Source organism: Streptomyces sp. NPDC001728 (assembly GCF_040297565.1).
Lineage (GTDB): Bacteria > Actinomycetota > Actinomycetes > Streptomycetales > Streptomycetaceae > Streptomyces.
Map to the genome: position 1 here is coordinate 440296 of NZ_JBEOZK010000003.1, position 16950 is coordinate 457245.

Consider the following 16950-nt stretch of genomic DNA (forward strand, 5'->3'; position numbering starts at 1 on the left):
CACTTCGAACGCCGCCGCACCTCGCTTCAGCGCCCCGCGTCGATCACCTCGTCGCCCCGCTCGCCTCACCTCATTTCAGCGCCGCCGCCATCATCTTCTGCGCCACCGGGGCCGCCAGACCGTTGCCGCTCACCTCGGAGCGGGCCGCGCCCGAGTCCTCGATCATCACCGCGACGGCGACCTGCTTCCCGGTCGAGGGGTCCTTCGCGTACGAGGTGAACCAGGCGTACGGCGTCTTGCTGTTGTTCTCGCCGTGCTGCGCCGTACCCGTCTTTCCGCCGACCTCGGCCCCGGGGATCGCCGCGTTGGTGCCCGTGCCCTCCTCCACGACCGTCCGCATCGCGCTGCGCAGCTGCTCCGCCGTCGACGAGGACACGATCCGCTTCCCGTCCCCGTCCGCGAAGCTCGTGAGCGGGTCGCCGTCGGAGTCGACGACCTCCGACACCATGTGCGGGGCGGCGAGGACACCGTCGTTGGCGATCGCCGCCGACACCATCGCCATCTGGAGCGGGGTGGCGGTCACGTCGAACTGCCCGATGCCGGTCAGCGCCGTCTGCGCCTTGTCCATCCCGGAGGGGTACACGCTCGGGTAGGCGCGGACCGGCACGTCCAGCCCGGCGTCGTTGAAACCGAACTTCTCCGCCGTCGCCTTCACCTTGTCCTGACCCAGGTCGGCGGCCATCTTCGCGAAGACGTTGTTGCAGGAGTAGCGGAGCGCGGTGCGGATCGTGGCGTTCTCGCAGGGCGCGGACGCGTTCTCGTTCTTCAGCACGGTCCGGGTGCCCGGCAGGGTGTACGGGTCGGGGCTCTTCGTCGCCGTGTCCACCGAGCCGTACAGACCGTCCTCCAGGGCCGACGCAGCGACCACCAGCTTGAAGGTGGAGCCGGGCGGCAGCGGCTGCCGCAGCGCCCGGTTGACCATCGGCTTGTCCTCGTCGGCGAGCAGCGCCTGCCAGGCGGCGCCGTCCGAGGTGCCGGTGATCTTCGACGGGTCGTAGGACGGGGTGGAGGCGAGGGCGAGGATCCGCCCGCTCGCCGGGTCGACGGCGACCGCCGCGCCCTTCTTGTTCCCGAGCGCCCGGTAGGCGGCCTTCTGCACGTCCGGGTCGATCGTGGTGACGACCGTGCCCGGTTGCTGCTGCTTGCGGGTGACGGCGTCGACCGGGTTCTTCAGCCGGTCGTCGGTGCCGTCGAGGACGTCGGAGTAGATGCCCTCCAGCTGGGTCGCACCGTACGCCTGCGAGCTGTAGCCGGTGACCGCCGCGTACAGCTCGCCGTCCGTGTACGTGCGCCGGTACGCGAGGTCCGTTCCCTCCGTCCTCTCCGAGCCGGTGACCGGCGAGCCGGCCACGACGATGTTCCCGAGCGGCTGCGCGTACTGCGCGATGGTCTTCCGCCGGTTCTTCTGGTCGTCCGCGAGCGCCTTGCCCTGGTACGCCTGCACCCAGGTGGCCCGGCCCAGCAGGGCGAGCACCAGGATCAGCACGAAGACAGAGGTGCGCCTGATCGTCTTGTTCATCGCACCTGTGGGGACGAACGGGCCGGTGGGGGTCGTTCCGGATGTGTCCGGTTTCTCAGGGGATCTTCATGTCGAAGACACCCGCCGGCCGGTGTCCCGGAGCCGGCCGGCCGGCCCGGTCCGATCCGGCACCTCCTGCCTCCGTCGCCCCGACCCCCGCCCCGACCCGCGCCCCGACCCCCGACCCTGCCCCGACCCCCGCCCCCGTCGCAGGGCCCCCTCACCCCGCCCGCACGAACCCCGACTCGTACGCGAGGATCACCGCCTGCGTGCGGTCCCTGGCGCCCGATTTCGCCAGCACCGCCGCCACATGCGTCTTCACCGTCGCCGCGCCCACGCCCATCCGGCCCGCGATCTCCGCGTTCGTCAGACCCGTCGCCACCAGGCGCAGCACCTCCGCCTCCCGTTCGGTGAGCCGCGCCACCCACGGGGGCGCCGCCGGCGCCCGGTGGCGGGCGTGCTCGGCGGCCAGGCCCCGGACCGCCGCCGGGTAGAGCAGCGAATCGCTCCGCGCGACCAGCCGGACCGCGCCCACCAGCTCCTCGGCCGCCGCCCGCTTCAGCAGGAACCCGGCCGCGCCGACGCGCAGCGCGTCGTACACGTAGGCGTCGTTCTCGAAGGTGGTCACCACCACGATCCGGGGCGGCTCCGCCATTCCCGCGAGGATCTGCTCGGTGGCCCGGATGCCGTCGATCTCCGGCATCCGTACGTCCATGAGGACGACGTCGGGCCGCTCGGCCCGCACCACCGACACCGCCTCGGCGCCGGTGGAGGCCTCGCCGACGACCCTCAGGTCGGGCTCCGCGTCCAGGATGACCCGCAGGGCCGTCCGCACCATCCGCTCGTCGTCGGCGACGACCACCCTGATCACGGCCCCGGCCGTCTGCGCGCTCATCGGGGGATCCTCGCCGTGAGGCGCCACACGCCGTCCGCCGGGCCCGCCCCGGCGGCGCCGCCGAGCAGCCGGGCCCGCTCCGCGATCCCGCGCAGCCCGCGCCCGCCGCCGGGCCGGGTGACCGGGGGACGGTCGGGCAGGGGGTTCTCCATGGTGATCTCCAAGTCCTCGGTACGGGCGTCGAGCCGTACGGTGACGGGCGCGCCGCCCGCGTGCCGGGCCGCGTTCGTCAGCCCCTCCTGGACGATCCGGTACGCCTCACGGGACACCGTCTCCGGTACGAGGGCGAGGTCGCCGGTCACGGTCAGCGCCACCCCCGGCCCCGCGCCCCGCACCAGCGCCGCCAGGGCGTCGAGCCCCGGGCCGACGCCCTCCTCGGCCCCCTCGCCGCGCCGCAGCAGGCCGAGCACCCCGTCCAGCTCGCCGACCGTGCGCCGGGTGGTCTCCTCGATCGCCGTCAGCGCCTCCCGTACGAACTCCAGGTCCGCCCCTTCGCCGCCGTCCAGGACCCGGCGGGCCGCGCCCGCCTGGAGGGTGACCGCACTCAGCGCGTGACCGACCGAGTCGTGCAGCTCCCGGGCCAGCCGGTTGCGGGACTCGGCCTCCGCCGCGCGCCGCTCGGCCGCCGCGAGCCGGTCCGCCGGGCTGGGCCCGAGCAGCCGGGGCGCCTGCCGGGCCAGCAGCGCCCCGGTCGCGGCGACCACGGCGACGAGCGCGAGCAGCATCAGGAGTCCCGCCGGGAGCGCCGCCCAGCCCCAGCCGGGCCGGTCGAGTCCCCAGAACGCGCCGAGCTCCGAATCCCGCAGCGACGGCGAGAACGGCAGCGCGAGCACCGCCGCCGCGAACGGCGGCAGGGCCAGGGTCGCCCCGCTGATCAGCGCCCCCGCGCCCAGATGCAGCGTGAACCAGCCGGCCGTCCGGGCCCTCGCCTCCCGGCCCCGCGCCGGGCCGTCCGCGAACCGGTCCGCCGGCACCCCGCAGAGCGCCCGCGCCGCCGCCACCGACATCGGCCGGGCCAGCGGGAACAGCGCGGTCACCGCGACGAGCGGCAGCGCCACCCCGTACGCCCCGAACTGCACCCCGAGCCCGCCGGTGAACATCCCGCCCTCGTCGAGCAGCGGCCCCATGACCAGGGTGCCGACCATCCAGTACGGCATGAACAGCGCGCCGCCCACGATCAGATGGAGCCACCGGCGTCTGGCCCGCTGCCCGAGCAGGGCGGTCGCGAACCGTCTCACGCCCCGGCGCTCCGCCGCCGCAGGAACAGCGCCACGCAGGCGGCGAGCAGGAACCCGGTGATCATGTCGCCAGCGTAGGACAGCTGTACGAGCCCGGGGACGTGCTTGCTCGGATCCGGCTCCGGCAGCAGCGCGACGAGCGACATGTAGGCGCCCCAGCAGCCGACGGCGGCCGAGGCCGTCCAGGCCAGGGCGAGCGTGGTGCGGACCCGGAGCCCGGCGGGCCGGCGCAGGACCAGGAAGAGGGTGAGGACGACGGCGAGGGCGAGGAAGCCGAGCCGCTCGGCCTCGAGGACGTAGAAGTCGGCGTCGCGTTCGGTGATGCGGCGGGCGGACAGGCCCGTGGTCGAGCCGGCCGCCCACAGCAGATGGAGCACGGCGGGTACGAGCGCGGCGACCGCGCCGGCCAGGGCGAGGGCCCGCGCACCGGGCCCGGACGTACGGACGGACAGCTCGCCGAGCCGGCCCCGCCAGAGGCCGCCCCAGCGGTCCCGGGCGTAGAGGACGAAGAGGGTGCCGAGGGCGAGGCCCTGGAGGATGAACCCGCTGTAGACGACGGTGAAGACCCAGTCGTCGAGGAAGGGTTCGCGGGGAGCGGCGGCCTGCTCGTCGCCGGTGACCAGGGCGACCGCGAGCTGCGCCGGGTAGCCGGTCATGATCGGGGTGAGCAGCCCGGTCGCCGCCCACATGGGGAGGGCGAGCAGCCAGGCGGGGAAGCGTCTGCCCCAGGCCTGGGTGAGCAGCAGGGCGAGGACCACGACGAGGACGTCGGCGATCACCGAGACCGAGTTGGCGACCAGCATCATCTCCCGGCGCTCCAGGAGTGCGCTTCCGGCCGGGATGCCGAGCTCGCCGCCCGCCACCCAGACGGCCTTGAGCGAGATGTACGGGAAGCAGGCGAGGATCGCGAGGGCGCGCAGCGCCCGGCGGGCGGGGCTCGGGCGGTGATCGAGGGCGGCGGGAGCCGGGGCCGTGGGAGGCGCGGTCTGTGTCATGGCCCCACGCTCCCGCGCGGGCCCCCGCCGCCACCTCCTGCCGAGCGGTGAACCGCCTCCGCCGCACGGGGGAGACGCCCTCCTCCCCGCCGTCACCCGAAGCCGGATTGACCCATCATTCAGATGATCGATTGACCCTGTCTCGCAGGTCAATGACTCTCTAAAGTAGTGATCATGAACGAGATCGAGACCTTCGCCCCGCTCCTCACCCGCGCCGCCACCGCCGAGACCACGGCCGACCCCAGCAGCGTGATGACCCTCCTCGCCGACTCCGGCACCACCGGCGGACAGCTCACCAGCTACCGGTCCTCCTTCGCGAAGGGCGCCGTCGGGGCCCCGGCCCACTTCCACACCAAGGCCTCGGAGATGTTCTTCGTGCTCGGCGGCTCGCTCCAGGTCCTGGTGGACCAGGAGCTGACCGTCCTGGAGCAGGGCGACTTCCTGCTCGTCCCGCCGCACACCCCGCACGCCTTCGCGGCGGCGCCCGGCGCCGAGGCCGACGTCCTCTTCGTCTTCACGCCGGGCATGGCCCGCTTCGACTACCTGCGCCTGCTCGGCCGGGTCATGCGGGGCGAGGCGAGCTTCGAGGAGATCAAGGCGTCCTCGGAGCGGTACGACAACCACTACGTGGACAGCCCGGTCTGGCGGAAGGCCCTCGCCGACCGTGCGTGATCACGCGGTCAGAGGCGGCGGGTCGCCAGCGTCAGCCGGTCCCGCGCGTCGAGGAGCGCGTCCTTGATCATCTGCTCATGGGCCGGGGTCAGCCGGGCCACCGGCACCGAGCAGCTGATGGCGTCCCGCGCCGGGGTCCGGTAGGGGATCGCGACACCGAAGCAGCGCAGCCCGAGCGTGTTCTCCTCGCGGTCCACCGCGAGGCCCTGTTCGCGGATGACCCGCAGCTCCCCGATGAGCTCCTCGCGGTCGGTGATCGTGTGCTCGGTCAGCGCCGGAAGGGTCTCCGGGAGCAGCTTGCGGACCTGCTCGTCGGTGTGGGTGGCCAGCAGTGCCTTGCCGAGCGAGGTCGAGTGCGCGGGCAGCCGGCGCCCGACCCGGGTGAACGGCCTCAGATAGTGCTGGGACTGACGGGTCGCCAGGTAGACCACGTTGGTGCCGTCGAGCCGCGCCAGGTGGATGGTCTCGGTGGTGTCGTCGGAGAGCCTGTCCAGGGTGGGCCGGGAGGCGGCCACCACCTCGTCGCCGTCGATGTACGAGGTGCCGACGAGCAGCGCCCGCACCCCGATGCCGTACCGGGTGCCGGTCGCGTCGGTCTCCACCCAGCCCAGCTCGACCAGAGTGCGCAGCAGCATGTACAGGCTGGACTTGGGGTAGCCGACGGCCTCCTGGACGGCGGCGAGCGAGTGCATCCCGGGGCGCCCGGCGAAGTACTCGAGCAGCTCCACGGTCCGCACCGCGGACTTCACCTGCGCTCCGCCCGCGTCGGCAGTCGCCATGACCCTCGCCCCTTTTCGTCGTCCGGTCGCCGGTGGTCCGGTCGTCCCCGCGTCCGGCCGCCCGCTCGCTCGTATGGTCGTCCCGTGGCCACCTGGCCGAAGGGGCCCCTTGTGGAGACGGTCGCGCCGTCCCTAGAGTCCCGTACAGATGCGTTCATCTACGAGAACAGCGTTCAGAATAGCGAACAGGGGCGTAGCGGTGGCGGCAGAACCAGTGTGGAGTGTGGACCCCCGGACGGGGAAGCCGCGTGAGCGGGTCGCGGTGGAGGCCACGACCGAGGACGTGGACCGGTCCGTACGGGCCGCCCACGAGGTCCGTGAGAGCCTCGCCGACCGGACCGGGCGGGCCGCCTTCCTCCGTACCGCGGCCGACCTCCTCGACGGGGCGCGCGAGCGGATCGTGGCGACCGCCGACGCCGAGACCGCCCTCGGGCCGGTCCGGCTCACCGGCGAACTCGCGCGTACCACCGCGCAGTTGCGGGCCTTCGCCGAGGTGGTCGAGGAGGGCTCCTTCCTCGACATCCGGATCGACCTTCCCGATCCCGGGGCCACCCCGCCCCGGCCCGACATGCGCCGCTGGAAGATCCCGCTGGGCGTCGTCGCCGTCTACGCCGCCAGCAACTTCCCGCTCGCCTTCTCCGTCCCCGGCGGCGACACCGCGAGCGCCCTCGCGGCCGGCTGCCCCGTGGTGATCAAGGCCCACCCGGACCACCCGGCGACCTCCGAACTCTGCGCCGGACTGCTGCGCGGGGCCGCCGCCAAGGCCGGCCTCCCCGAGGACGTCGTCGTCCTCGTCCACGGCTTCGACGCGGGGGTGGAACTCGTCCGCCACCCGCTCGTCGCGGCGGCCGGCTTCACCGGTTCGGTACGCGGCGGGCGGGCCCTCTTCGACGCGGCGGCGGCCCGCCCCGCCCCGATCCCCTTCCACGGCGAACTCGGTTCCCTCAACCCGGTCGTGCTCACCCCGACCGCCGTCGAGGAGCGCGCCGAGGAGATCGGCGCCGGTCTGGCCGGCTCCATGACCCTGGGCGCGGGCCAGTTCTGCACCAAGCCCGGCTTCGTCCTCGCCCCCTCGGGCGAGGCGGGCGACCGCTTCCTCGACGCGCTCGCCGCCGGAGTCGCCGCGACCGGCCCCGCCGTGCTGCTCGACCACCGGATGCGCGAGGCCTTCGTCGCCGGGGTCGCCGCACGCGCCGCGCTCACGGGGGTACGCACCCCCGTGACCCCCGGCGCGGGCGACGCCCACACGGTCGGCGCGGGCGTCCTCACCGTCGACGCCGCGCGACTCACCGGCCGCGAAGGCGGCAGCGAGGGCGGGAGCGGCGACCACCATCTCCTCCTGGAGGAGTGCTTCGGCCCCGTCACCGTCGTCGCCCGCTACGACTCCCGGGCGCAGGTCACCGAGGTCCTCGCCGGGCTGCCCGGCAACCTCACCGCCACCCTGCACATCGCCGACGCGGCCGACGACGAGGACGCCGCACCGTTCCTCGCCGCGCTCACCCCGCTCGCGGGCCGCGTCCTCGTCAACGGCTGGCCCACCGGAGTCGCCGTCGCCGCCGCCCAGCACCACGGCGGCCCCTACCCGGCCACCACCTCCACCTCCACCTCGGTCGGGGCGACCGCGATCGAGCGCTGGCTGCGCCCGGTCACCTACCAGTCGGCCCCCGCCCGGCTCCTCCCGCCGGAACTCCGCGACGGCAACCCCCTGGGCCTGCCGAGGCGCTGAGCCCGCACTGATCGGCAAGACACCCTGGTCTGGAAGACTGATGAAGATCTTGTGAGGCTTGGCGGGCGTCCCGGTGGTGTGGGCGGTGTCTCCGAAGGCGTCCACCGGGGTGTCCTCGTCGGCGAGCAGGCCCAGGCCGACGGCGGCTTCGTGGTGCTCCGCCACGGCTCCGGGAGTGAGTTGCGGAGCCACGAGAACAGGGCAACGGAGGTAGCGCCGCGACCGTCAGGGACGGTCGCGGTACTGGCCCAACCCGAGGGTCAGGCGCTCGGCTTCCAGAGGGTGACCTTGAGAGTGATCTGATCTGGAGGCAGGGCGAATGCCTCGTTCTCGTCTTCTTCTCCGCCGATGAAGTCGACGATCACGACCCGGGCGATGTTGCCCTGATCCGTGAAGACACAGAAGACCGTCTTGCGGGGAACCTGCCAATCACGCAGTCGCGCCTCCGAGAAGCCGCCCCCCCCTGAGGCGCATCCCGCAACCGCCCCCTCTGAAACGCCCCCCCGCAACCGTTCCCGGCTCTCCCGCGTCATGAGCATGCATGATCCGACTCGCCACCGCCGACGACCTCGACGCCGTCGTCGCCCTCCACACCGAGGCCCGCGCCACCTACTACCGGGGCCACCTCCCCGACGCCGACTTCCTCGGTCCCGAGGAGGTCGCCCGCTCCCGGGCCGGCTGGGCCGCCGCCGTCGGCCGGGGGACCGTGCTCTGCGCGGTACGGGACGGCGAGGTCGCGGGCATCGCCGCCTACGGGGAGCGCGAGGGGGTCATGCACCTCACCCAGCTCCACGTCCTCCCCGCCCGCTGGCGCGCCGGCGTCGGCGGTGAGCTGCACACCGCCTGCGTCGGGATCTGGCGCGCCGCCGGGGTCGCCACCGCCCGCCTGGAGGTCTTCGACAAGAACGAACGGGCCCAGGCCTTCTACGCGGCCCACGGCTGGACCCCCGACCCGGAGAACCCCCGCGACGGCGACCACCTCGTGCTCCGGCTCACACTGGGGCCCGAAACGGAATGATCCGGACCGGCGGAGGCGTTGCCCCGGAGTACACCGCCACCGCCGAACCCCGGAGAGAAGTCACATGCGCGTCGAGATCTGGAGCGACATCGCCTGCCCCTGGTGCTACATCGGCAAGGCACGCTTCGAGAAGGGGCTCGCGGCCTTCGCCCACCGCGACGACGTCGAGGTCGTGCACCGCTCCTTCGAGCTCGACCCGAACAGCCCCAAGGGCGACCGCGCCCCCGTCCTGGACATGCTGGCGAAGAAGTACGGCCGCACCCTCGACGAGGCCCGCGCCATGGAGGCGCACGTCGCCTCCAACGCGCACTCCGAGGGCCTCGGCTACCTGACCGACGGCCGCGACCACGGCAACACCTTCGACATCCACCGGCTGCTCCACCTCGCCAAGGCGCACGGCCGCCAGAGCGAGCTGCTCGACCTGGCCTACCGCGCCAACTTCGCCGAGGAGCGCTCCGTCTTCGACGCGGAGACCCTGGTGGCGCTCGGCGTCGAGGCCGGTCTCGACGAGACCGAGGTCCGGGCCGTCCTCGCCGACCCCTCCGCCTACGCCGAGGCCGTCCGCGAGGACGAGCGCGAGGCCGCCGAACTCGGCGCCAACGGCGTGCCGTTCTTCGTCCTCGACCGCCGCTACGGCATCTCCGGCGGCCAGCCCGCCGAGGTCTTCACCCAGGCCCTCGAACAGGCCTGGCAGGGCCGGGTCCTCCAGCCCGTCGGCGAGGACGCGGCGGTCTGCGGCCCGGACGGCGCCTGCGAGGTCCCGCAGGCCTGACCGAACGGCCTGCGCGGCGTCTGACCTGCACAGAGTCTGACCTGCACGGATAAGCGCGGCTTGGGTCCCCCCACGGTCGAATCGCCATTGACGGGTGATCGTGGGGAACCCAGGGTGGGGGACATGGATTCCCTTGACCAGCCGCTCGGCGGCGCCGAGTTCGCGCCCAAGAAGACCTACCTGAACACCTCCACGTGCGGGCTGCTGCCCCGCCGGACCGTCGACGCGGTCACCCTCCTCGCGGAGGAGACCGCCGACGGCCGCGCCGACGGCGCAGGGGACTTCGCGGTCGTCGAGGAGGCCCGCGCCGCCTTCGGCCGCCTGGTGGGCGTCCCGCACGAGCGGGTCGCCGTCGGCAGCTCGGTCGCCGTGCACTGCGGGATGATCGCCCAGTCGATGCCCGCCGGGTCCGAGATCCTCTTCCCCGAGGGCGACTTCTCCTCCGTCATCACGCCCTTCACGATCCGCGGCGACCTCAAGACCCGGTTCGTGCCCCTGGAACAGCTCGCCGAGTCCGTCCGCCCGGAGACCGCGCTCGTCGCCTTCTCGGCCGTGCAGTCGGCGGACGGCCGTACGGCCGACCTGGCTGCGGTACGGGCCGCGGCGTCCGCCCACGGCGCCCGCACCCTCCTCGACGCCACACAGTCGGCCGGCTGGCTGCCGCTGCGCGCGGGGGACTGGGACTACACGGTCGCCGGCGGCTACAAGTACCTGCTCTGCCCGCGCGGGGCGTCCTTCCTCACCGTCACCGAGGAGGCGCAGGACTCGCTGCTCGCGATCCACGCCAACTGGGTCACCGGGGAGGAGCTGTGGGTGAACAGCTACGGCCCGGTCCGTGAACTGGCCCGCTCCGCACGCCGCTTCGACGAGCCCGCGGCCTTCCTCTCGTACCACGGGGCGGCCCGCTCGCTCGCCCTCCTGGAGGAGATCGGCGTCGAGCGGATCGAGGCCCACGACAAGGGGCTCGCGGCCCGCTTCCGCTCCGGACTCCTCGGCCTCGGCCACACGCCGGTCATGGACGACTCGACCGTCGTCGCCGTCCCGGGTATCGGGGACCGCGCCGACGCGCTGCGCGAGGCCGGCGTCCTGCTCTCGGCCCGCGCGGGCAACCTGCGGGCCTCGTTCCACCTGTACAACACGGCCGCGGACGTGGACCGGGCCCTGGACGTCCTGGCGGGCTGAGCCCCGTACCGGCCCTGCGGGGTACGTACGCTCCGGAGCGTGCGTACCCCCGGAGCGCCCGCTCGGCGCCGCGCGCCGGGATCCGGGCCCGTACCGTCGTCTCAGCAGCGGTCCGGCGGGGTCGGGCACTCGGCCCCCTCGCCCGCCTCCTCGCGCAGGTTGTCCGCCACCAGGCCGAGGAGCCGGGCCAGTTCCGTCCGGTCGGCCGGGCCGAGCCCGTCGAGGGACAGTGCCTCCAGGTCCTTCCATACGCCCTCGACGCCGGAGCGCAGCGCCCGTCCCTCGTCCGTCGCCTCGACCAGGACCGCGCGGCGGTCGGCCGGGTCGGGGCCGCGGCGGACGTGGCCGCACTGTTCGAGGCGCTGGAGCATCTTCGTCACCGTCGAGGCGTCGAGGCCCAGGGACTGGATCAGCTCGGACTGGCGGACCGGCCCGCAGTCCCAGAGCCGCATCATCATCATCTCCTGGCCCGGGTAGAGGCCGAGCTCCTTGAGCCGCCGCCCGGCGGCGATCCGGTGCATGCGGGCCACCGTCGCCAGGGCGATGCTGACGGGCCCGAAGCGGGCGGCCGACGGCGCTTTCTCCGGGCAGGCGGACGGCACCGACTCGGTACAGACGGGGTCGGTTCCTGACATGCGGACTCCTCGGGACGGCTCTTGCCCACAAGATTACCTTGGTCGGCCAATGAATGGGTTACAGTGACGACGGCCCGATTAGTTGGCCGACCACATATTCATGTGAGGGACAGCCGTGACCACTGCATTCGACCCCATCGACCTCGCCGGAACACGTCTCGCCAACCGCATCGCGATGGCCCCCATGACCCGCAGCCGGGCCAACGGCGAGGACGGCACCCCTCCGGCGATCGTCGCCGAGTACTACGCCCAGCGCGCCTCCGCCGGGCTGATCATCAGCGAGGGCGTCCAGCCCGTCCCCGAGGGCCAGGGCTACCCCAACACCCCCGGCCTCCACAGCCGCGAGCAGATCGCCGCCTGGCGCGAGGTCACCACCGCCGTCCACGAGCGCGGCGGCCGGATCTTCGCCCAGCTCATGCACTCCGGACGGATCGGCCACCCCGACCTCCTCGACGGCGACCTCCACCCCGTCGGCCCCTCGCCCGTCGCCGCCGTCGGCCAGGTCTACACCCACGAGGGCCCCAAGGACTTCGTCACCCCGCGCGAGCTGACCTCCGACCAGGTGCACGAGGCCGTCGCCGGCTTCGCCTCCGCCGCCCGCAACGCCGTCGAGGCCGGCTTCGACGGCGTCGAGATCCACGGCGCCAACGGCTACCTCATCCAGCAGTTCCTGGCCACCGGCTCCAACCACCGCACCGACGAGTGGGGCGGCCCCGTCGAGAACCGCATCCGCCTCGCCGTCGAGGTCGTGAAGGCCGTAGCCGCCGAGATCGGCCCCGAGCGCACCGGACTGCGCATCTCCCCTGCCAACACCCTCAACGACATCAGCGAGACCGACACCGAGGAGATCTACACCCGGCTCCTCACCGCGATCGAGCCCGTCGGCATCGCCTACCTCCACGTCCTGGAGACCGGCCCCGAGCGCCGCCCGCTCGTCCTCGACCTGCGCAAGCGGTTCGCCGGCACCTTCATCCTCAACCCGTCCACCGGCGCCGACCCGACCGGCGCCGAGTCCCTGGCCCTGATCGAGGACGGCATCACCGACCTCGTCGCCTACGGCAGGCTCTTCATCGCCAACCCCGACCTGCCCGCCCGCCTGGCCGCCGACGGCCCCTACACCAGCCCGAACCCCGCCACCATGTACTCCGGCGGCGCCGAGGGCTACATCGACTACCCGGCGCTGTAGTCCCCGGGTACGGGGAGGGGCGGGGGCTCGGACGACCGGACCCGCGCCCCTCCCCGCACGAACCGCTACCAGGCCTCGGTGACCGCCCGGCGCGCCCCCTCCAGGTCCACCGACCGGCCCGTCTCGCCGAGCACCGCGCCCAGCGCCGCCAGCGAGGACTGCACGGCGCCCGGCGTCGCGTCCACCCCGTAGTGATTGACCCGGATCATCTCCTTGGCCAGCGCACCGCCGCCCGCGATCAGCGGCAGCGACGGATCGGCGGAGAGCGCCTTCGCGACCAGCTCCGAGGCGTCCACCCCGGCCGGCGCGCGCAGCGTCGTCGCCACCGGGGCCGCGTCCCGCGCCTCGTGCACATACGGCTCCAGACCGCCGCCCAGCGCCAGCGCCCCCGCCCGGGTCGCCGCCGCCGCCGAGGCGTGCCGCGCCATCAGCGCGTCCAGACCCTCCGCCTCGATCCGCTCCACACACGCTTCGAGGGCCAGCATCTCCAACTGCGCGGGCGCGTGCAGCAGCGCCTTGCGGCCACCGTCGATCCAGCGCTCCTTCCAGTCCAGGAGGGAGAGGTACGAGCGGCGCGGGGCGGCCGGGTTGGCGGCGAACCGCTCCCAGGCGCGGGCGCTCACCGACACCGCCGACACCCCGGCGGGCCCGCCCATCGCCTTCTGCGCGCCGATGACGCACATGTCCACGCCCCACGCGTCCGGCAGCACCGGCTCCGCGCCGATCGAGGCCACCGCGTCCAGGTAGAACAGCGCGCCGTGCGCCCGAACGACCTCGCCGATCTCCGCCACCGGGTTGGTGTTGCCGGTCGCCGCCTCCGCGTGCACCAGCGACACGAAGTCGATCTCGGGGTGCGCGGCGAGCGCCTGCTCCACCTGCGCGGCCGTCACCGCCGTGTGGAAGGGCACCTCCAGGTCGACCACGGTCGCGCCGCAGTCCCGCAGCCAGTTGCCGAAGGTCTGCCCGTACGGTCCCGTGACCACGTTCAGCGCGGTCGAACCCGCCCGCGCCCCACTGCGGATGCAGCCCTCCAGGGGAAGCAGCGCCTCGCCCTGGGTGATCACCACGTCCTGCTCCGTGGAGAGCAGCGCGGCCACCCGCCGCTCGATCGACGCGAAATGCGCGGCGGTCAGCGGGGCCAGGTCCAGGAGCGGATGTGTCACGGTCACGGCGGTGCCTTCTTCGACTCGGTGCGGTGCGGGCGGAACTCCGGATCAGGGTACCGAGGCACCCCCGGGGCGCCCTTGGCCCACCTGTACAAGAGGGATCTTCGTTCCCGTGCAACCGTCCTGGGACATCAGCTGTCCAACAGGGCGCCGGACCGGGCACGGGCCCGGCCCCCGGCCCTCGACGCCCGCTACGGGGCAGCCATCGACGAGTGGCCCCCGATCGGGGGTCCCGGCCCGGCACCCGCCCTCGTACAGTGCAGACATGAGCGATCACACGGTGCTGCACGTGAAGGGGCGGGTGCTCGTCGGCCCCGAGGACGTACGGGACGAACTGTGGTGCGTCGACGGGCGGATCACCTTCGACCGGCCCGCCGCCGAGGCGGTCACCGTCGAGGGCTGGGTGCTGCCCGGACTCGTCGACGCCCACTGCCACGTCGGCCTCGACCGGCACGGCCCCGTAGACGAGACCACCAGCGAGAAGCAGGCCCTCACCGACCGGGACGCGGGCACCCTGCTCATCCGCGACGCGGGCTCGCCGTCCGACACCCGCTGGATCGACGACCGCGAGGACCTGCCGAAGATCATCCGCGCCGGCCGGCACATCGCCCGGACCCGCCGCTACATCCGCAACTACGCCCATGAGATCGAGCCCGTCGACCTCGTGGCGTACGTCGGCCGCGAGGCCCGGCGCGGGGACGGCTGGGTCAAGCTCGTCGGCGACTGGATCGACCGCGAGGCGGGCGACCTCACGGCCTGCTGGCCGCGCGCCGAGGTCGAGGCGGCCATCGCGGAGGCGCACCGGCTCGGCGCCCGCGTCACCGCGCACTGCTTCGCGGAGGACTCGCTCCGCGACCTCGTCGAGGCGGGCATCGACTGCGTCGAGCACGCCACCGGCCTCACCGAGGACACCATCCCGCTCTTCGCCGAGCGGGGCGTCGCCATCGTCCCCACCCTGGTGAACATCGCGACCTTCCCGCACCTCGCGGACGGCGGCGAGGAGAAGTTCCCCCGCTGGTCGGCGCACATGCGCAGGCTGCACGAGCGGCGCTACGACACCGTCCGCGCCGCCTTCGACGCGGGCATCCCCGTCTTCGTCGGCACCGACGCGGGCGGCTCCCTCGCCCACGGACTCGTCGCCGAGGAGGTCGAGGAACTGACCCGGGCGGGCATCCCGCCGGTCGACGCGCTCGCGGCCACCGCGTGGGGGGCCAGGGCCTGGCTGGGCCGTCCTTCCCTGGAGGAGGGCGCCCCGGCCGACCTCGTCGTCTACGGCGAGGACCCGCGCGCGGACGTCCGCGTCCTGGCGGCGCCGCGCAGGGTCGTCGTGAACGGGCGGGTGCTGGGCTAGGTGCAATGCCGGTGACTTGGCGACTTCTTCGTATCCCTGCCCGAAGAACAGGCACATCGCGTCACCGGCATTGGGGCTAGGTGTACTGCCCTGTGAGGTTGGGGACGCGGCTGGCGGGTGGTCGGCCCTTGAGCGCGGTGTGTCCGCGGTGGTGATTGTAGGTGTGCGGCCACTGCGGGTAGGCGTCCCGTCGCTCGGCCTCGGTTCGGTAGAGCTTCGCGTAGGTCCACTCCTCCAGCAGGGTCCGGTTGAACCGCTCCACCTTCCCGTTCGTCTGCGGCCGGTAAGGGCGGGTGCGCAGGTAGGCGATGCGGGCGGGCCCCAGCGGCGCAGGACGCGGATCTTGATGATCCGCCGCTCGGTCCGCGTCGGTGTCCGGAGCGGGCTGTGGTGGGGCCGGGAGGAGCGGTCGGTCATCCCGGCCTCGCCCCGCTCGCGGTAGCGGGCCGACCACCGCTGGGCCGTGGTTGGCGAGACCTGGAAGCGTTCAGCGGCCCGCCGCAGCGGCCAGCCGTCCTCTACGACGCAGAGGGCCAGACGCAGACGTCCGGTCTCGGTCAGGGGTGCATTGCGGTGGGGCATGAGGGCCTTCTGGTCGTTCGTGCAGATGTCGCAATCCACACCGAACCCGGAAGGCCCTCACTCGTTCAAGATCACCCAGCCGTGATTGCTGTCACCAACCTCCGTGGACAGAACAGCTGGGCCTTGTAGTCGAACTCCCGCCTGCCCCACGGGCGACGACGGGAGGTTGACGACAGGCCCTAGCTAGGGCGTTTCCTTCCGATCATCGGATCGCTGGTCTGGGCGTGCCGTTGACCGACGCGCAGTGGGCGCGGTCTGGGCGGTCTGAGCCCGTCGTCAAACCGAACGGCGTTGCTTCCAGCTCGCGCGCGGGAGGCCGGTGACGGTGACCGTGTGGCCCTGTTCGGACAGCAGGGCGAGGGCCCGGCGGAGCATCGCCTCGGCCGCGGCGTCCACCGCGGTCACCCGGTCCAGGTCGAGCAGCACCGCGCCGGGGGTGTCCGGGGCGCACTCATACAGGGCGAACAGCACCCGCTCGGCCGCGGTGAAGTCCAGCGCGCCCTGCACCGCCGCGCCGTGCTCGTCCTTGCGCAGCGGGACCACAGTGGCGGCGGCCGTGGCGGGGTTGTGCATCAGGTGCAGGCCGAAGCGCTCGGAGAGCTCGCGCAGCGCCGCCACGCCTCGGACCGGGTTGCCGACGGCGTCCAGCGGCGGGCTGTGCGCGGCGATGCCGAAGCGGGCCGGTCCGGCCGCGACCAGGCCGTCGGAGACCCCACTCTTGGCCGGCAGCCCGACCCGTACCATCCAGTCGCCTGACGCGTCGTACATCCCGCAGGTGGCCATCAGTGCCAGCACCCGGACCACCACCGGCTCGGGCACCACCGGCGCGCCGGTCACCGGGTTCACCCCGCCGTTGGCCGGAGTGGCCGCCATGACCGCGAGGTCCTCCACGGTGGCCAGCACCGCGCACTGGCGGAAAGAGGTCTCCACCGCCTCGGCCGGGTCGCCGGCCAGGGCGCCGGTCCCACGTATCAGGTAGGCCGGCGCCCGGTTGCGGTCGCCGGTCTCCGCCTCCGAGCGGTAGACCGCCCCGTCCACCGTCGGCGGGCATCCGGCGAAGCGGCCCAGGCAGTCCAGGATGCGGGCGAAGCGCTGGGCCGGATCGGCGGCGGGGCCCAGGGCGGTGACCGCGATGGCGCCCGCGCTGATCATCGGATTGGCCGGGCGGCCGGGCGGCCGGGCGGCCGGTCGCCGGGGCCAGGCTGATGGCGTTGAAGGCCTCGCCGCTGGGCTC

General features: G+C 73.5%; 16 protein-coding genes and 1 pseudogene. 7 read left to right on the forward strand and 10 right to left on the reverse strand.

The window, feature by feature from the left end:
- Positions 1-70: 70 nt before the first annotated feature.
- The 4 genes from ABT154_RS07425 to ABT154_RS07440 all read right to left on the reverse strand — a co-directional run bounded on the left by ABT154_RS07425 (position 71) and on the right by ABT154_RS07440 (position 4647).
- Complete coding sequence (locus ABT154_RS07425) at positions 71-1519, reverse strand: peptidoglycan D,D-transpeptidase FtsI family protein (RefSeq protein ID WP_351854002.1); 1449 nt, start codon at positions 1517-1519, stop codon at positions 71-73.
- 220 nt (positions 1520-1739) lie between these two features.
- A complete protein-coding gene (locus ABT154_RS07430) occupies positions 1740-2414 on the reverse strand; it encodes a response regulator transcription factor (protein ID WP_351854005.1) in 675 nt (224 codons plus the stop codon).
- Positions 2411-3652: a sensor histidine kinase gene (locus tag ABT154_RS07435; RefSeq protein WP_351854008.1), complete on the reverse strand. Its 1242-nt coding sequence runs from the start codon at positions 3650-3652 to the stop codon at positions 2411-2413. Before ABT154_RS07435 ends, ABT154_RS07430 begins: the two co-directional genes overlap by 4 nt.
- A complete protein-coding gene (locus ABT154_RS07440) occupies positions 3649-4647 on the reverse strand; it encodes a hypothetical protein (RefSeq protein WP_351854011.1) in 999 nt (332 codons plus the stop codon). Before ABT154_RS07440 ends, ABT154_RS07435 begins: the two co-directional genes overlap by 4 nt.
- Positions 4648-4821: 174 nt before the next feature.
- Here ABT154_RS07440 and ABT154_RS07445 point away from each other — a divergent pair, with 174 nt between their 5' ends.
- On the forward strand, positions 4822-5319 hold the full coding sequence (locus ABT154_RS07445) for a cupin domain-containing protein (protein ID WP_351854014.1): 498 nt from the start codon (positions 4822-4824) through the stop codon (positions 5317-5319).
- An 8-nt stretch (positions 5320-5327) separates the two neighbouring features.
- On the opposite strand, the gene ABT154_RS07450 is transcribed toward ABT154_RS07445, so the two are convergent.
- Complete coding sequence (locus tag ABT154_RS07450; protein WP_351854017.1) at positions 5328-6098, reverse strand: IclR family transcriptional regulator; 771 nt, start codon at positions 6096-6098, stop codon at positions 5328-5330.
- Between the two features lie 199 nt (positions 6099-6297).
- On the opposite strand from ABT154_RS07450, the gene ABT154_RS07455 reads away from it, so the two are divergent.
- A complete protein-coding gene (locus ABT154_RS07455) occupies positions 6298-7824 on the forward strand; it encodes an aldehyde dehydrogenase (NADP(+)) (RefSeq protein WP_351854020.1) in 1527 nt (508 codons plus the stop codon).
- Between the two features lie 260 nt (positions 7825-8084).
- On the opposite strand, the gene ABT154_RS07460 is transcribed toward ABT154_RS07455, so the two are convergent.
- Entirely contained in the window at positions 8085-8357 is a 273-nt protein-coding gene (locus ABT154_RS07460) for a hypothetical protein (protein WP_351854023.1), read from the reverse strand.
- Between the two features lie 8 nt (positions 8358-8365).
- On the opposite strand from ABT154_RS07460, the gene ABT154_RS07465 reads away from it, so the two are divergent.
- The 3 genes from ABT154_RS07465 (at position 8366) to ABT154_RS07475 (ending at position 10796) form a co-directional block, all read left to right on the forward strand.
- Positions 8366-8842, forward strand: coding sequence for a GNAT family N-acetyltransferase (locus tag ABT154_RS07465; RefSeq protein WP_351854026.1), 477 nt, complete (start codon positions 8366-8368; stop codon positions 8840-8842).
- Between the two features lie 64 nt (positions 8843-8906).
- Positions 8907-9614 (forward strand): DsbA family oxidoreductase, encoded by a 708-nt coding sequence (locus tag ABT154_RS07470; RefSeq protein WP_332434360.1) that lies wholly within the window; start codon positions 8907-8909, stop codon positions 9612-9614.
- 123 nt (positions 9615-9737) lie between these two features.
- Positions 9738-10796 (forward strand): aminotransferase class V-fold PLP-dependent enzyme, encoded by a 1059-nt coding sequence (locus ABT154_RS07475; protein WP_351854029.1) that lies wholly within the window; start codon positions 9738-9740, stop codon positions 10794-10796.
- 101 nt (positions 10797-10897) lie between these two features.
- Here the strand turns inward: ABT154_RS07475 and ABT154_RS07480 are convergent, their stop codons facing one another.
- Positions 10898-11431, reverse strand: a complete 534-nt coding sequence (locus ABT154_RS07480) for a MarR family winged helix-turn-helix transcriptional regulator (RefSeq protein ID WP_351854032.1) — start codon at positions 11429-11431, stop codon at positions 10898-10900.
- A 115-nt stretch (positions 11432-11546) separates the two neighbouring features.
- Between ABT154_RS07480 and ABT154_RS07485 the strand changes: the two genes are divergently transcribed.
- Complete coding sequence (locus ABT154_RS07485) at positions 11547-12617, forward strand: alkene reductase (protein ID WP_351854034.1); 1071 nt, start codon at positions 11547-11549, stop codon at positions 12615-12617.
- 65 nt (positions 12618-12682) lie between these two features.
- Here ABT154_RS07485 and ABT154_RS07490 read toward each other — a convergent pair whose 3' ends face one another.
- Complete coding sequence (locus ABT154_RS07490) at positions 12683-13780, reverse strand: pyridoxal-phosphate-dependent aminotransferase family protein (RefSeq protein WP_351854259.1); 1098 nt, start codon at positions 13778-13780, stop codon at positions 12683-12685.
- A 268-nt stretch (positions 13781-14048) separates the two neighbouring features.
- Between ABT154_RS07490 and ABT154_RS07495 the strand changes: the two genes are divergently transcribed.
- Entirely contained in the window at positions 14049-15134 is a 1086-nt protein-coding gene (locus ABT154_RS07495; protein ID WP_351854037.1) for an amidohydrolase family protein, read from the forward strand.
- 76 nt (positions 15135-15210) lie between these two features.
- Here ABT154_RS07495 and ABT154_RS07500 read toward each other — a convergent pair.
- Together ABT154_RS07500 and ABT154_RS07505 are read right to left on the reverse strand one after the other, a co-directional pair.
- Positions 15211-15716, reverse strand: a pseudogene (locus tag ABT154_RS07500) (integrase core domain-containing protein).
- Positions 15717-15992: 276 nt separating this feature from the next.
- Entirely contained in the window at positions 15993-16868 is an 876-nt protein-coding gene (locus ABT154_RS07505) for a glutaminase (RefSeq protein WP_351854040.1), read from the reverse strand.
- Positions 16869-16950: the final 82 nt, after the last annotated feature.

Coding starts and splice junctions, on each gene's coding strand:
- ABT154_RS07475 (WP_351854029.1), top strand. CDS start 9,738: ATGGATTCCCTTGACCAGCCGCTCGGCGGCGCCGAGTTCGCGCCCAAG.
- ABT154_RS07460 (WP_351854023.1), bottom strand. CDS start 8,357: ATGACGCGGGAGAGCCGGGAACGGTTGCGGGGGGGCGTTTCAGAGGGG.
- ABT154_RS07440 (WP_351854011.1), bottom strand. CDS start 4,647: ATGACACAGACCGCGCCTCCCACGGCCCCGGCTCCCGCCGCCCTCGAT.
- ABT154_RS07450 (WP_351854017.1), bottom strand. CDS start 6,098: ATGGCGACTGCCGACGCGGGCGGAGCGCAGGTGAAGTCCGCGGTGCGG.
- ABT154_RS07465 (WP_351854026.1), top strand. CDS start 8,366: ATGATCCGACTCGCCACCGCCGACGACCTCGACGCCGTCGTCGCCCTC.
- ABT154_RS07430 (WP_351854005.1), bottom strand. CDS start 2,414: ATGAGCGCGCAGACGGCCGGGGCCGTGATCAGGGTGGTCGTCGCCGAC.
- ABT154_RS07480 (WP_351854032.1), bottom strand. CDS start 11,431: ATGTCAGGAACCGACCCCGTCTGTACCGAGTCGGTGCCGTCCGCCTGC.
- ABT154_RS07445 (WP_351854014.1), top strand. CDS start 4,822: ATGAACGAGATCGAGACCTTCGCCCCGCTCCTCACCCGCGCCGCCACC.
- ABT154_RS07495 (WP_351854037.1), top strand. CDS start 14,049: ATGAGCGATCACACGGTGCTGCACGTGAAGGGGCGGGTGCTCGTCGGC.
- ABT154_RS07470 (WP_332434360.1), top strand. CDS start 8,907: ATGCGCGTCGAGATCTGGAGCGACATCGCCTGCCCCTGGTGCTACATC.
- ABT154_RS07505 (WP_351854040.1), bottom strand. CDS start 16,868: ATGATCAGCGCGGGCGCCATCGCGGTCACCGCCCTGGGCCCCGCCGCC.
- ABT154_RS07425 (WP_351854002.1), bottom strand. CDS start 1,519: ATGAACAAGACGATCAGGCGCACCTCTGTCTTCGTGCTGATCCTGGTG.